General features: G+C 70.5%; 14 protein-coding genes. 8 read left to right on the forward strand and 6 right to left on the reverse strand.

The annotated features are described in order from the left end of the window. Nucleotides 1–139: 139 nt before the first annotated feature. From IE252_RS36345 to IE252_RS36360, 4 genes are all read left to right on the forward strand, one after another. Entirely contained in the window at nt 140–1,459 is a 1,320-nt protein-coding gene (locus IE252_RS36345; protein ID WP_190093746.1) for a DUF3631 domain-containing protein, read from the forward strand. Nucleotides 1,460–1,971: 512 nt separating this feature from the next. Further along, nucleotides 1,972–2,733 carry a DUF2637 domain-containing protein gene (locus IE252_RS36350; protein ID WP_190093747.1) on the forward strand — a complete coding sequence of 254 codons (762 nt, stop codon included), beginning with the start codon at nt 1,972–1,974 and terminating at the stop codon, nt 2,731–2,733. 346 nt (nt 2,734–3,079) lie between these two features. Continuing rightward, nucleotides 3,080–3,643, forward strand: coding sequence for a MobC family plasmid mobilization relaxosome protein (locus tag IE252_RS36355; RefSeq protein ID WP_190093748.1), 564 nt, complete (start codon nt 3,080–3,082; stop codon nt 3,641–3,643). Further along, the gene (locus tag IE252_RS36360) at nt 3,640–5,352 is read left to right on the forward strand and encodes a relaxase/mobilization nuclease domain-containing protein (protein WP_229849022.1); all 1,713 of its coding nucleotides are present in this window, start codon (nt 3,640–3,642) and stop codon (nt 5,350–5,352) included. Before IE252_RS36355 ends, IE252_RS36360 begins: the two co-directional genes overlap by 4 nt. Nucleotides 5,353–5,472: 120 nt before the next feature. Here IE252_RS36360 and IE252_RS36365 read toward each other — a convergent pair whose 3' ends face one another. The 6 genes from IE252_RS36365 to IE252_RS36390 all read right to left on the reverse strand — a co-directional run bounded on the left by IE252_RS36365 (nt 5,473) and on the right by IE252_RS36390 (nt 9,383). Beyond that, a complete protein-coding gene (locus IE252_RS36365; RefSeq protein ID WP_190093749.1) occupies nt 5,473–5,907 on the reverse strand; it encodes an NUDIX hydrolase in 435 nt (144 codons plus the stop codon). Between the two features lie 21 nt (nt 5,908–5,928). Next, on the reverse strand, nt 5,929–6,723 hold the full coding sequence (locus IE252_RS36370) for an STM4013/SEN3800 family hydrolase (RefSeq protein ID WP_190093750.1): 795 nt from the start codon (nt 6,721–6,723) through the stop codon (nt 5,929–5,931). Continuing rightward, nucleotides 6,720–7,241, reverse strand: a complete 522-nt coding sequence (locus IE252_RS36375; RefSeq protein WP_190093751.1) for a hypothetical protein — start codon at nt 7,239–7,241, stop codon at nt 6,720–6,722. The genes IE252_RS36370 and IE252_RS36375 overlap by 4 nt, the downstream gene beginning before the upstream one ends. After that, a complete protein-coding gene (locus IE252_RS36380) occupies nt 7,234–7,872 on the reverse strand; it encodes a dTMP kinase (RefSeq protein WP_190093752.1) in 639 nt (212 codons plus the stop codon). The genes IE252_RS36375 and IE252_RS36380 overlap by 8 nt, the downstream gene beginning before the upstream one ends. After that, a complete protein-coding gene (locus tag IE252_RS36385; RefSeq protein ID WP_190093753.1) occupies nt 7,869–8,894 on the reverse strand; it encodes a radical SAM protein in 1,026 nt (341 codons plus the stop codon). The genes IE252_RS36380 and IE252_RS36385 overlap by 4 nt, the downstream gene beginning before the upstream one ends. A gap of 201 nt (nt 8,895–9,095) precedes the next feature. Continuing rightward, entirely contained in the window at nt 9,096–9,383 is a 288-nt protein-coding gene (locus tag IE252_RS36390; RefSeq protein WP_268248451.1) for a DUF6415 family natural product biosynthesis protein, read from the reverse strand. A 227-nt stretch (nt 9,384–9,610) separates the two neighbouring features. Here IE252_RS36390 and IE252_RS36395 point away from each other — a divergent pair, with 227 nt between their 5' ends. From IE252_RS36395 to IE252_RS36410, 4 genes are all read left to right on the forward strand, one after another. Beyond that, the gene (locus IE252_RS36395; protein WP_229849023.1) at nt 9,611–10,705 is read left to right on the forward strand and encodes a helix-turn-helix domain-containing protein; all 1,095 of its coding nucleotides are present in this window, start codon (nt 9,611–9,613) and stop codon (nt 10,703–10,705) included. A gap of 17 nt (nt 10,706–10,722) precedes the next feature. Further along, nucleotides 10,723–11,298, forward strand: a complete 576-nt coding sequence (locus IE252_RS36400; RefSeq protein WP_190093755.1) for an HD domain-containing protein — start codon at nt 10,723–10,725, stop codon at nt 11,296–11,298. Between the two features lie 251 nt (nt 11,299–11,549). Beyond that, nucleotides 11,550–11,840, forward strand: a complete 291-nt coding sequence (locus IE252_RS36405; RefSeq protein ID WP_190093756.1) for a hypothetical protein — start codon at nt 11,550–11,552, stop codon at nt 11,838–11,840. Further along, on the forward strand, nt 11,837–12,469 hold the full coding sequence (locus tag IE252_RS36410; protein ID WP_229849024.1) for a BMP family ABC transporter substrate-binding protein: 633 nt from the start codon (nt 11,837–11,839) through the stop codon (nt 12,467–12,469). Before IE252_RS36405 ends, IE252_RS36410 begins: the two co-directional genes overlap by 4 nt. Nucleotides 12,470–12,651: the final 182 nt, after the last annotated feature.

Below are 12,651 nucleotides of genomic sequence, written 5' to 3' on the forward strand. Positions count from 1 at the left end.
CTGCGAAGAGGGGGGAGGCCCCCGGCGGTGCGACGCCGGAGGCCCCGTCAGCTCCCCTGTACGGACTGAAATTCACCAACCCGACGGCAGGCACGCCCACATGCGCGCTTACGCCTGCCGCCAGACGAGGAGCCGCCTGGTGCAACCCACTGACCCCATGCCCCATTCCACCCCCGCCTCCACTCCGGCCCTCTGGCCGCCGGTCGCGGCCCCGGGCAAGCCCGGCGACCACATACCCGACACCGGCATCGACACCGACACCGATCCCGATCCGGCCGCCGGTGACGTCGCGCCGGGCCCGGCGGGCCCTCCGCCGGACGATGTGGTGCCGGGCCCGGATCCGGACCCGACAGACGGCTCGGAGCTGCTGGATGAGCTGCGCGCGCAGATCGCCCGGTTCGTGATCCTGCCCTCCCAGGAGGCTTTGGACGCGGTGACGCTGTGGGTAGCGGCCACCCATCTGCAGCCCGCCTGGCAGCATGCCCCGCGCCTGGCAGTGGTGGGGCCTGCGAAGCGGTGCGGCAAGTCGCGCCTGCTGGACGTGCTGACCGAGACGGTCCACGAGCCGATGCTGACCATCAACACCACCCCGGCGGCGATCTTCCGCTCGATCGCCGAGGAGAACCCGCCGACGCTGCTGGTGGACGAGGCGGACACCATCTTCGGCACCCCGAAGGCGGCGGAGAAGAACGAGGAGATGCGCGGCCTGCTCAACGCCGGGCACCAGCGGGGCCGGTACGTCACCCGGGTCGTCGGCAACGACCACACCCCGCACCGCTTCGCGACCTTCGCCATGGCGGCCATCGCGGGGATCGGCGACCTGCCCGACACCGTCATGGATCGGGCGGTCGTCATCCGCATGCGCCGTCGCGCCGAGGGGGAGAGCGTCAAGCCGTTCCGCTCTCGCCGTGACACCCCAGCCCTGCACGCTCTGCGTGACCGGATCGCTGGATGGGCCGGGCCGCTGCTGGACCAAGCGGCGGACCTGGAACCGAAGATGCCGGTCGAAGACCGTGCCGCCGACACCTGGGAACCTCTGGTGATCGTCGCTGACCTGGCCGCTGGCGCATGGCCCCGCCGTGCCCGTATGGCCTGTGCGCAGATGGTCGATGCCGAGGTCGAGGCCGAGCAGGAGCACGCCAGCGGAGCGCGGATCCTCGCTGACATCCGGCGGGTTTTCGTCGCCCGGCACGAGGTCGACAGCATCACCACCGAGGACCTGCTGCACGAGCTGTGCAAGGACCTGGAGAGCCCCTGGAGGAAGCGGGGTCGTGACGGGCTGACTGCCCGGCATCTGTCGGACATGCTGCGCGAGTTCGGCATCAAATCCGCCAACGTCCGTACCGCCGACGGAACCCAGCTCAAGGGCTACACGCGCAACAAGTTCCTGGACGCATGGCGGCGCTACTGCCCCACCGTCCACCCCATCGACGCCGCCCCCGCCCTCGGCAAGGGCTGAGTCCCCCGGCACCCCCGGTTGCCGTCCTTGCCGTCCCCGCCGTGATCTCGCAGGTCAACCGGTATACGGCCAAGACGGCAGCCGGGGCCAAGACGGCAACGCGTCACAACCGGGGGCGCTGCCAGCCAGAACGCCGCCCGCACCCGTCTTGTGCCGTCCTACGCGTCCCTGCCGTATCACTGCAGGTCACAGCCCTTTAGTCGGGACGGATGGCGCAACGCCATCGTCCCGGCCGGACAGGGGCACACCGCAACCGGGAGGTGTGGGCACGACGGACGGCCGGGATCAGCCGCTCACAGGCAGGCCGAGGACGCTGGCAGCGCCCGCTGGGACGGCACCACGACCGCTGCCGTAACCGCTCTGACCTGCGATGCAACGGCCAAGACGGCAAATACGCACCATGCCACTACCCCTGGAGATTCCCGCTTGACCTTCCAAACCCTGCCCCTGCATCTGCTCCTGCCCCGCACTGCGGTCCGCCAGGCGCTCGGCCCGGAGACGGGCGGGCGGCGATGACGAAGCAGGCAGCTGAGCGGTACGCGCTTGCGGCGGCGGGTACCGTCATCGTGGCCCTGACCGCCGGAGCGTTCTGGCTCTCGTACGCGCACCTGGCTGAGGTAGCCGGCCGACACGGGCTGAACGCCTCCCCGCCCCGCCGATGGGCCTGGCCTGCCACCTTGGACGCGTTCATCGTCGCGGGGGAGCTGCTGATGCTCCGCGCGGGCCTGCGCCAGGTCACCGACCGATGGGCCATCGCCGCGACCGCTACCGGGTCGGTCGGGTCCATCGCGCTCAACGTCGCCGGGGTCAGCGGCACCGACAGCGCCAGTACGGTCCCGCTGCTCGACTATGTGGTCGCTGCCATCCCGCCGACCGCCGCGCTGCTGGCCTTCGGCGTCCTGATGCGCCAGATCCACCAGCTCGTCGACCAGCCCACCGGCCACCCGGACCCCACTTCCGCCCAGCCCCCGGTCGCCGTGTCCACCCGGCCCGCCGACCTACCGGCCGTCGCAGGCGACCGGCCGATGGCGTCACCGTCCCGGGCTGCGCAGGGCAAGCCGCGCGGTGGCCGCCCCGCGAGCGCCACCATCGAGGAGCTCGTGGAGATCGGCCGGATCGCCGTCGCCGAGCAGGGAAAGCTCACCCGGGCCGTGGTCAGCGAGGCGATACGGGACAAGGGGCTCACCGCCAGCGGCGCACGGCTGACCGAGGTGATGAACATCCTCAGGTCCGGGTTCCAGCCCAACACCGCAACCGGCCCGGACAGCAGCTGACCTCCTGGCGCAGTGGGTGACCGGAACCCTTCCGGTCACCCGCCACACCGGTCACCGCCGCCGTCCGCCGTTCGCTTGTCCACACCTGTGGACCAGGCGGTGGACATTCGTCCTTCGCTGGCTTTCCCCACCCGTCCGCCCGCCTTTCCTGCCCTGTTCCGGAGAACCGCCCGTGACGCACGACCCGCACCACCCCGAGGCCAGCGCCGCCGAGCAGCTGCCGCTGACGAAGTCGCAGACACTGAGGCAGCGTTGGCGGCGGGCGTTCGGACGGGGTGCCCCTGGCGGAGCCAGTAGTACCCCGAGTCCGACTCAGGGCCGGTCTTCGGGGATCTCCGCCCCGGGGGTGGCGGAGACGGCCCAGCGCCAGGGGGCGCCGGACCATCAGGTCGAGGCCGAGGGCGGCCCTGACCCGGACGAACTTCACACCGTCCAGCAGCAGATACTCCGCCCCGCCCCCGCCAGCATGGCGACGGCCGGCGAGCGAACTGTGCAGGGCGTCCAGCCGACGATCCGTCGTTTCACCGGCACCAAACGGATCGTCCGGGTCGGCCCGCTGCGGTTCACCGGCGACGAGCACGCCGTCCTCCAGGAGGCTGCCGCCGAGCACGGCTACAAGGGCGAATCCGGCTTCGCCGCCGACATCGTCCTCGCCTTCATCGCCGGTCGGTTCACCGCGAACCTGCCGCTGTCCGAGGACCGCCGTCGCACCCACATGTTCCGCGCCCAGGTGCTGCGCGAGCTCAACCGCATCGGCGTCAACATCAACCAGATCGCCCGCGCCCTCAACAGCGACCTCACCCCGCCCGACCTGCGCGACCGACTCGACGAACTCCAGGGCCTGCTGACCCTGATTGCAGAGGCCCTGCGTCAGCCCACCGAACCGGACGAAGAGGAGGCCGCCGCGTGATCGCTGCCATCAAACCGGCCGGTTCCAACACCCGCGGTCTGCTCGCCTACCTCTACGGACGCGGACGCCACGACGAGCACCTCGACCCCCACATCGTCGCGGGTTTCGCCATGCTCGCCCTGCCCGACCCCGGCCGCAACGAAGCGGCCACCCTCACCGACCTCGCCCGCTACCTCGACGAGCCCGTACGGCTGCGCAACAGCGAGTTCGGCCGCAAGGTCACCGACCACGTCTGGCACTGCCCCGTCCGCACCGCACCCGAAGACCGCCACCTCTCCGACACCGAGTGGGCCGAGATCGCCCAGCGCATCGTCGAAGCCGCCGGCATCGCCCCGCCCGGCGACGATCTCGCCTGCCGCTGGATCGCCGTACGCCACGCCGACGACCACATCCACATTCTCGCCACCACCGTCCGCGAGGACGGCCGCCGTCCCAAACTCCACGACAGCGGCCGACGGGTCGGCAATGCCTGCCGCCAGATCGAAAAGGACTTCGGGCTGCGCCGACTGAACAAGGGCGACCAGACCGCCACCCGCAGTCCCACCCAGGCCGAGATGCACAAGGCCAAGCGGCTGGGCTGGGAGCAGACCAGCCGCGAATGGCTGGAGGGCCGCATCCGCGCCGCCATCCCCCACGCCGGGAGCGCCGAGGAACTCCTCGCCTACCTCGAAGCCGACGGCATCCCCGTCAAGGCCCGCCGAGGCCCCTCCGGAGACCTCCTCGGCTATGCCGCCCGCCGCCCCGGCGACGTGAACGACAAGGGCGAGCAGATCTTCCACCCCGGCGGGAAGATCGCCCCCGACCTCACCCTGCCCAGACTGAAGGCCCGCCTGGAAACCGTCGTTCCAGAGGAACACCCCACCGCCCGCCGCAACCAGCCCGCCACCCCCTGGCAGCAGGCCACCCACGCCCTCGACGCCCTCCAGACCGGCATGGCCGACGACACCCACGCCCAAGCCCACATCAGCGCCCTCGGCGAACTGATCGAAGCCACCGCCCAGAAAGCCCCCGCCCATCTGCAAGCTGAACTCAATGCCGCAGCAACGGCGTTCGCCCGCGCCGAGCGCTCCCGCATCCGGGCCGAAGACCGCGCCGCCGCCACCGTACGGATCGCTGCCCGCGACATCATCCACACCGCCACCGGCCCCGACGCAAGCCTCCTAGCCGCCCTGCTCGCCGCACTCCTCTGGGCCACCATCACCGCGAGGCGCTGGCACGAAGCCCATGGCCACGCCCAGCAGGCAGACGCCGCCCGCGAAGCCCTCCAGCACCTCCAAAGAGCCGCGGACCGTGCCGTCACCCCGGTCCTCGCCGACCTGGAAACCCGCCGCCCGAACGAGGCGGCCCGCCGCATCCTCGCCCACGACGCGCGCGCCGCCGTTCCCGACCACGTCGACCGCATCCTCACCGACCCCGCCTGGCCCGCCCTTGCTACCGTCCTCGTGGACGCCGAGGCTCGCGGTCACCAGCCCCACCAGCTCCTCAGAGAGGCCGCTGCCCAACGCGAACTCGGCAGCGCCCGCCAGCCCGCCCGTGTCCTGATCACCCGTATCCAGCACACCAGCCGCAACCCCGCCCCCAACCGCCGCGCCGAAGCCGCCCGCCGACGCACCACCACCGGGATGGGAGGCGCTGGCCATGGAACGCCCACAATGCAGCCGGCCCAACCTGCTGCGAGCCCGGGGCGGAATGCCCGTCCCCGGCCGTAGTGATTCGTCATCCGCCCGGTGTCCCCGCCCTCTGGAATTCGCCGCAACGGGGGCGGGGCACAGCGAACGTGGGTGCAGCTGTGCAAGGAGTGAGTGGAGGGCGCTGTCTCCGCCCAGTGGCTACGGTGTGACGCGCCTGTCCGCGATCATGAGTGCCAGCGGTCCGGCGGGGAGAAGGAAACGGTTGGCGGCGGCGATGGCCTCGCGCATCGTCCACCACGAAAGTTTGAAGTCCTCTTCGCTTGGATTCAGTTGCTGTGGGCCAAGGGTGAGACCGTGTGCTTCGAACAGGTGGATGCGGGCTGGTGAGGCGAGCGTCATGGCATAGTCGCCGAGGGGGTGCCACTCGGCGGCGGTGATGCCGGCTTCTTCGCGCAGCTCGCGCCGGGCGCATTCCTCGGGGGTTTCGCCGTCTTCTCGGCGGCCGCCGGGGAGGAAGAGGCATTCGCCGCCGTGGCGGGGGAAGTCTGCGGTCAGGATCGCCACTCGACCGCTGTCGTCCCGCGCCACGATGACTGAAGCGTCGCGGACCGGGCCTGTGCGTTCGTCGCTCATGCCCGGCGAGCGTAGCGGCGATCAGCCGCGCACCATGGCCGCGTACGGGACGTTCATCACGACGGGGTGGGCGATGCCTCGGCCGTGGAAGCCGTCCTCGCCGAAGGCGTCGCCGTGGTCGGCGCACAGGATGATCAGCCAGCGGCGGTGGGCCGCGAGGGTGCTGATGAGGCGGCCCAGGTGCTGGTCGGCGTAGGCCAGGGCGGCGCGCTGGGAGGCGGTGCTGTCGTGGCTGTCGCCCAGGTAGTGGCCGTGGGGGACGTGGGTGGCGGAGACGTTGACGAACAGGAAGAGGGCCTGGTGGTCGAAGAACTCGGTGACCTCCAGGGCCCGGTCGACCTGGTGGCGGGTGGAGTCGGGTTCCGGTGAGCAGAACTCGGGGCGCCAGTGGTCCTCGTCGAACATGTCCGGCAGCACGGAGCCGAGCGGCGTCTCCCGCGAGAAGTAGGTGACACCGCCGATGCACACGGTGCGGTAGCCGTGCTGGCCGAGACCAGCGAGCAGGCTCGGGGCGTCGAAAACGAACGTCTCCGGTGGCACGGCCTTGAAGGCCGGAGGGCGGCACTCCCACAGGCGGGCGGGCTGCTCGGGCTGGGGGAGCTTGGGCAGGAACCCGGAAAAGAACGCCACATGCGCGGGCAGGGTGAAGGAGCCTGGGGTCTGGCGTAACTCCCAGCCTCCGGCCGGCAGCAGCCGACCCAGGTTCGGGGTCATGCCGTCATCCAGCGCGGTGCGGGCGGTGTCGTAGCGCAGGGAGTCCAGGGTGACGAAGAGGATGGGGTCCCGGTGGCTGATGATGTCGGCCGCATCGATCACTGTAAGTCTCCCTTCTCCGTGGGGCTGGCTTCCACAGGGTGGGGATAGTGCTCGACCCGTCCCTTGGCGGCGGCATTGACGGGGATGGGGACGCGGTCCAGGGCGATCGCGCGCCGGATGGCGGCGAGGCCGGTGTCTTCGTCGAGGTGCTTGCCGTCCGCTCCGTACAGGATGATCGAGATCGTCTCGGCGCCGTCGGGGCCGCTGCTGGATACGCGCGCGCCCGGCACCCCGCCCAGCTCGTCCATCGCCCGCCGCAGGATGTCCTCGTCAGCCACGCGCAGGGACAGCACGGTGCAGGTGTAGTGCTGGGCGTTGACCGCGCCTCGGCACAGCCGCTGGAAGAACACCACGCTGCTGGCCCTGCCGTCGTGGGCAACGGCGATGCGGTGCACCTTCAGCTCAGTGACGAGGCAGGCGCCGAGCCACCAGCCGACCGCCTCGTGGACCTCGCCGGGAAAGCGGCCATGCGCGCCGCCGTCCCGGATGACCTTGTCCGTGTCGATGGGGTTAAGCACGGCTTGTCTCCACGTGTAGGACGATCATGTCGCTGAGCTGGTCCGGGGTTCGGCCGTCGGTTTCCAGGACGATGGCGGTCGGGTCGGTGGCAGCGACGGCTTCGAAGTTGGCGAGGAGCTGCTTGAGCCGGCCGGGCTTCTCGAACAGATCGGCGTCGTCCTGCTTGCGGTCCCCCTTGCCATGCATCCGCTCCCGCAGTACTTCCTCGGAGCAGCGCAGGTAGAAGGTGTGGTCCGGGGCGGCGAGATAGTCACGGAACGGGGCCAGGAGGCGGGTCACGTCCTCGGGGTCGACTCCGTGGGCCGCACCGTGGCAGGCGATGACGGACGAGGCGTAACGGTCGGCTATCACCGGCGCGGCGGTGAGTGACTGCCGCGCCCTGTCGGACGCGTGCAGCAGGCCCGACAGGTAGAAGGCGAACTGGGGCAGCGCCCGCAGTTGGTGGCGTACCTCTTCCGCCCAGCCTTCGTGCGGCGAGGCCAGCGTGTGCAGGGCGGTCCCGCCGAGCCGCTTGGCGAGCAGACGGGCGAGGGTGGACTTGCCGACGCCGGACACGCCCTCCAGGACGCAGAAGACACTGCGGGGATAGTCGTCGTACGCGATCGGCGAGTACGCGGTCGGAAGGCTCACAGGGTCCCCTTGGTGAAGGCGGTGACATGGCGGGCAACGGCTTCGGCGAGCAGGTCCGGGGCGTCGAGCAGGTCCTTGATGTCCAGGCGCAGGTCCCCGCGGAGCAGGCAGGGCTGGATACCGGCGGCGTGGTCGGCGCGCAGGGCCCAGAAGCCCTCCACGCACTGGGCACGGAGCGGGCAGGTGCCGCACTGGCCGACGTGGTGGCGACCGAGACCGCGCTCGATGACGTCGATCTCCACGCCGTCGACGCGGAACACCCTCCGCCCTTGGCCGACACCGGCCACCTCGACGTGCTCCTCTCGCGTGAGGGTCCGAAGGTGTCGGACGATCTCCTTGGCCGGGAAGGCGTTGGTGGCGTCGCCCTTGTTGAAATCGGTGGGCACCAGCTCGATGAACTGCACGGGCAGGCGCCGCTGGAGGGCGTGGTCGAGGATGGACTGGATCTCGTGCTCGTTCTGGCGCAGCAGAAGGCAGTTGAGCTCGACCTGCGGGAAGGTCTCGCGGGCTGCCTCGATGCCGTCGAGGATGGGGGCGATGCCCGTGCGGACCCCGGCGATGGCGAACAGCGACTCGTCGGAGAGGTAGTGCAGGGACACCTTGACCTTGTCGAGTCGGGTCAGGGCAAGCCAGTCCTGGTGTCGGCGCAGCCGGGTGCCGTTGGTGATCAGCGTGTACGAGCCGTCGGGACCGATCGCCGGGAGGCTGGTCAGCACCTCGCGGGCCAGCGGGGACACCAGTGGCTCGCCGCCGCTGAAGTACACCCGTCGAAGCCCCGCCCTGATCACCGCCCCGATGAGCATCAGGAAGTCCCTCGCGGACAGGACCTGCCGACGGGGCTGCTGGCTGCGATCGCGCAGTGTCCGGGGCGGTGGGACGTCGTCCTCGTTGTGGCAGAAGAAGCAGCCGAGGTTGCAGCGGGGCGTCAGGGAGACCCTGAACTGGCCCCGCAGGGCAGCGAAGTTCCGTAAGGCGGTCCAGTCGACCGCCTGCGGGACGGCAAGGGGTGCGGTAGCGCTCACGGTGTCCTCCGGAGGGAAACGGGCGAAGGCACGTACAGAAGGCGATGGGATGGGGTGCCGGTCGCGGCCTGCCCGAGCACCAAGGGAAGGAAGACCGCGACCGGCGCGGGGGCCCGGTCAAAGGGAGTGGGGCGGCCCCGCTGCTCCCGCGCCCTGTCCTTCTTCGGGGGCACCACGCGGGAGGACTTGGAAGTCGTGCCGTTATAAGGGGCGCGGGCGGTTCTGTTCCTGGAGGAACTGGGTGAGTGAGCGGACCGAGCGGGCCAGGCTCCGCAGATAGGTCCAGTTCGCGAACGGCCCCTCGCCGGGGCCGCGCGCCAGCAACTGGACCCAGTCCCGCAGCGCCCCTGCCACCCGGACGTCCTGCTCCGCTTCGGGGATCGTCCGCGCCAGGTGCGCCAGCCGCTCACCATGGTCGGTCATGGCCACGACCTGGCGGGCGTGCTCCTCCGGGTCCGGCCGAGGGACGAAGCCCCCCCAGCGCCCGATCGCAGTCCAGTGCGATCAGCTCCAGCTCGCTCACCGCCGGCACGGCGGTCGGCGAGCTGTCCCCGGCCTTCTCACGGGTCACGGTGCCCACCACGCCCTCCTCGCGAAAACCGGCTCCCGGAAGAGCCACCCGATCGGTCACAACGACCGTATGAGCGCGGGGAATGCGATAGGACTGACCGCGGGTACGTGTTAAACCGAGCGCCGCGCCAGGACGGGAGGGCGTCATGGGCCACGGGCCGCCGCCACGCAGGCTCAGCATCAGCGGGATCGTGTCCGGCTACGTCCTGCGCCTGGCCCGCGAGAGCATCCCGTACACGCAGACCGCACTGGCCGAAGCCCTGGGCGTCGACCTCGCGACCCTTCAAGGTTGGGAGTCCGGACGCCGCCCCATGGCCAACATGAAGGCGGGAGCGCTCCTCGAACTGCGCCGTCGCTTACCCGCCCTGGGCGCCGACACACAGCTGCTGCAGCTCCTGGACGCGGCCATGGACGCCGACCGCATCCTCAGCGGCGCGCTCGGCCCACCGGACCGCCTGGAGCAGCACCCCCTCGCCGAATGGGTCCACACCCGGGCGACCGCCCACATGTTCGCCTGGGCCGTCAACGGCGCTCCACCGCCCGCGCTGGCCAACCAACCCACCCCACGCCGCCGCGGAGCCGTGCCCCGCGCCCCGATCATCCCCGTGCAGCAGCGACTCGACCTCTTCGCGCACCTGCGGGACGTCGCCGAGAGAGCCTCCGGTGCCGGGGTGTTGCTGCGCCGTCAGGCCGCCTACCTCGCCTCGTACGACGACAGCCCCGACACCTCGGCGTGGACCGCCCAGGTGCTCCACAAGGGCCGGGGCGCCCTGTCGCTGCGCGGCTGGTCCTCTTCGTGGCCCGAAGCCCGGTCGACCGCGACCGCCCTCGCCCGGCAGGGAGATCCGCAGCCGCTGCGCGACTTCATCGAGCGGGCCCTGGTCGACGACGACGCGGGCGAGGCCGCGAACCTGAACTACTGGGCCTACTGGCTCGGCGCCGCCTCCTGCCCCCAGCCCAGCGACCTGTTCATGCGCGACCGCGACCTCACCGGCTGGGACCCCCTCACCCTCCTGCGCCTCCTCGTCCAAGGGCTCCACGAAGCCCCCACCTACGCCGAGCTGTACGTCCACTCCCTCTGGGCCCTCCTGTACGCGCACCCCTGGCTCCCGCAGGCCACCCCTTCCGTGGCCGCCGTACTCGGTGAGAGGGTCGGACACATCCTCGACGTCAGCGAGATCTCTCCCCGATGCCGGCGCGATCTCGGCGCCGTGCAGCACCGGCTGGGCAACCGCACATGAGCAACGGAGGGCCACACATGGCAGACGACCAGAGCCGCGGCACCGCAGGGTTCCTGTTCGAGATGGGGATGCTCAAGAGGGCCAAGCGGTCCGGCTGGTGGATCGTCGGAGTCAAGGACCCGGAGACCATCGCCGAGCACAGCTTCCGCACGGCGATCATCGCGAGCGTCCTGGCCATGATGGAGGGCGCGGATCCGGCGAAGGCCGCGCTGCTCGCGGTCTTCCACGACACCCAGGAGACGCGCGTCAGCGACATCCCGCGCATCGGCCGCCGCTACCTGAAGGCCGCCTCCAACGAGGAGGTCACCGCCGACCAGGTATCCGCCGCACACCCCGCCGTCACCGCCGGCGTCCAGCGGATCGTCGAGGAGTACGAGAACGGCGACAGCCCCGAAGTGATCGTCGCCCACGACGCCGACAAGCTCGAATGCCTCGTCCAGGCCGTCGAATACCGCGAGCAGGGCTACGCGAACGTACAGAACTGGATCGACACCAGCCTCGCGAGCTTGAAAACGCCCTCTGCCAGGGCCCTCGCTGAAGCTGCGCTCAGCATGCCGTCGCTGGAGTGGCAGCAAACCTATCTACCACGGTGAAGCCTCAGACCGCTGGTCTGTGATGTGTGACGACTTCGTCCATGTCTGCGAGAAGGGGGCTGGGTAGCCTGGCTTGTCCAGGCTGCTCTCTTCCTGGTGAGGGTGGCCGTCGGGCGGTGGTGGAAGGGCTGCATGCTTCCGCGTACCGTCATGCGGAATTGTAGAGTCCGTTTGTGAATTCCCCTCAGAGTGCGGCCGCCACTCCCTCGCGGCATCCGATATGCCCAGAACGAGAGCATCGTGCACGTGGTGTGCGTGCCGGGCTCGCGCTGGTCCCCTTCGCCACGCTCGGCCTGCTGTGCCCTGTGCCGTCGTTCGTGATCGCTCTGCGGCGGCGCCGGGCCTCCGACTGGGTGGCATTCGCTGCCTTCTGCGCGGTATGGGCGTGTTGGGTGGCGCAGAACGCCATGACCGCGGAGGACACGTACGGCGTGGAGTTCGCCGCCGATGTGCTGCTGCTTGCGCTGTCGACGGCCGGGGCGGCTGTCCATGCGTGGGTGGCGGGGCCGACTGGGCGCGGTTCGGCGGGTGGGCAGCGGTGAAGCAGGTCAAGCAGGTCAGTCAGGCTCAGCAGGCGAAGTCTGCCCAGGCCGAGCAGGGCAAGCGCGGGCGGCACGTGCGCGCTCGGCGGCGACTCGCGGATCTTGTCGGGGGCGCGCGGGCGCACCGGCGCTGGGTCTGGCTGGGTGCAGGAGTGGCGGTTGCCGTGACCGGCGCCGCTGTCGCCGGGTCGCTGCTCGCCTCGGACGACAAGCCGGGGCCGCCGGACGCGCGGGCCCGTCAGTACCGGAATATCGACGCGTGTCTGCTGACCGGGCCGCAGGGCGTGGCCGAGGGGACGTTGGGCGCGTCGGTGTGGGCCGGGATGCAGGACGCCTCCTCCGCGACGCACGCCCGGGTCAACTTCGTCCCCGTGACCGGCGAGCAGACGCAGGCCAATGCGACACCGTTCGTCAACGGTCTCGTGCAGCGCTCCTGCGATGTGGTGGTCGCGGCTGGCAAGGCGCCAGTGGCTGCGGCTGCCGCAGCGGCGAAGGGGCACCCCAAGGTCCGCTTCGTTCTGGTCGACGGGCAGGCGAACGGGGGCAACGTGACGGCGGTCGAGTCCGGTGATGGCCTGCGTGCGGACGTGGCCCGAGCCGTCAACCGTGGGGTCAATACAGCCGTGTAGATAGGAACCATTGGTTCCGACACGCCGAAATGAGTAAAGGCAAGCTAAAGAAGCTGGGGGTGGGGGCGGCTCTCTGGGAGGGGTGAGGCAGTATCGCGGGGCTTTGTCTTCTATAAGCCACGTGTAAGTAAAGGCTGTTTCAAAATGCATGGTAGATGGGCTCGTACGTCCCGTCTGTTGTT

It is taken from the genome of Streptomyces melanogenes (assembly GCF_014649795.1).
GTDB classification, from domain to species: Bacteria; Actinomycetota; Actinomycetes; order Streptomycetales; family Streptomycetaceae; genus Streptomyces; species Streptomyces noboritoensis.